The sequence below is a fragment of the Halochromatium glycolicum genome (assembly GCF_016584085.1).
In the GTDB taxonomy this organism is placed as follows: Bacteria; Pseudomonadota; Gammaproteobacteria; order Chromatiales; family Chromatiaceae; genus Lamprobacter; species Lamprobacter glycolicus.
Map to the genome: position 1 here is coordinate 1 of NZ_NRSJ01000138.1, position 582 is coordinate 582.

A 582-nucleotide genomic window follows, 5' to 3' on the forward strand; every position below is an offset into this window, starting at 1 on the left:
TGCTGAACCACGTGCTGCTGCACCAGACCATCATCGGCCAGGAAGCGATGCTGCAGATGGAGATGGCCGATGCCGATCCGGACGTCGTCATCGCCTGCACCGGCGGCGGCAGCAACTTCGCCGGCCTGGCCTTCCCCTACGTCGGCCAGACGCTGCGCGGCGGGCGCAGCCGGCGCATCGTCGCCGTCGAGCCCTCGGCCTGCCCCAGCCTGACGCGCGGCCAGTTCGCCTACGACTACGGCGACACCGCGCACCTGACGCCGCTGACCAAGATGCACACGCTGGGCAGCAGCTTCACGCCGCCGGGTTTCCACGCCGGCGGGCTGCGTTACCACGGCATGGCGCCGCTGGTCAGCCACCTGAAGCAGCTCGGCCTGATCGAGGCCCAGGCCTACAGCCAGACCGAGTGTTTCGCCGCCGCGGTGCTGTTCGCGCGCTGCGAAGGCATCGTGCCGGCGCCGGAAGCCAGCCACGCGGTCCAGGGTGCGATCGCCGAGGCGCTGCGCTGCAAGGCCGAGGGCAAGGCCGAGACCATCCTCTTCAGCTTGAGCGGCCACGGCCACTTCGACATGGCGGCCTATA

The 582-nt window shown here is 70.1% G+C and carries 1 protein-coding gene; it reads left to right on the forward strand.

Going from position 1 to position 582, the window contains the following annotated elements; genetic code table 11:
* On the forward strand, window positions 1–582 hold a 582-nt coding region (locus CKO40_RS23870; protein ID WP_200348948.1), incomplete at both ends, for a pyridoxal-phosphate dependent enzyme.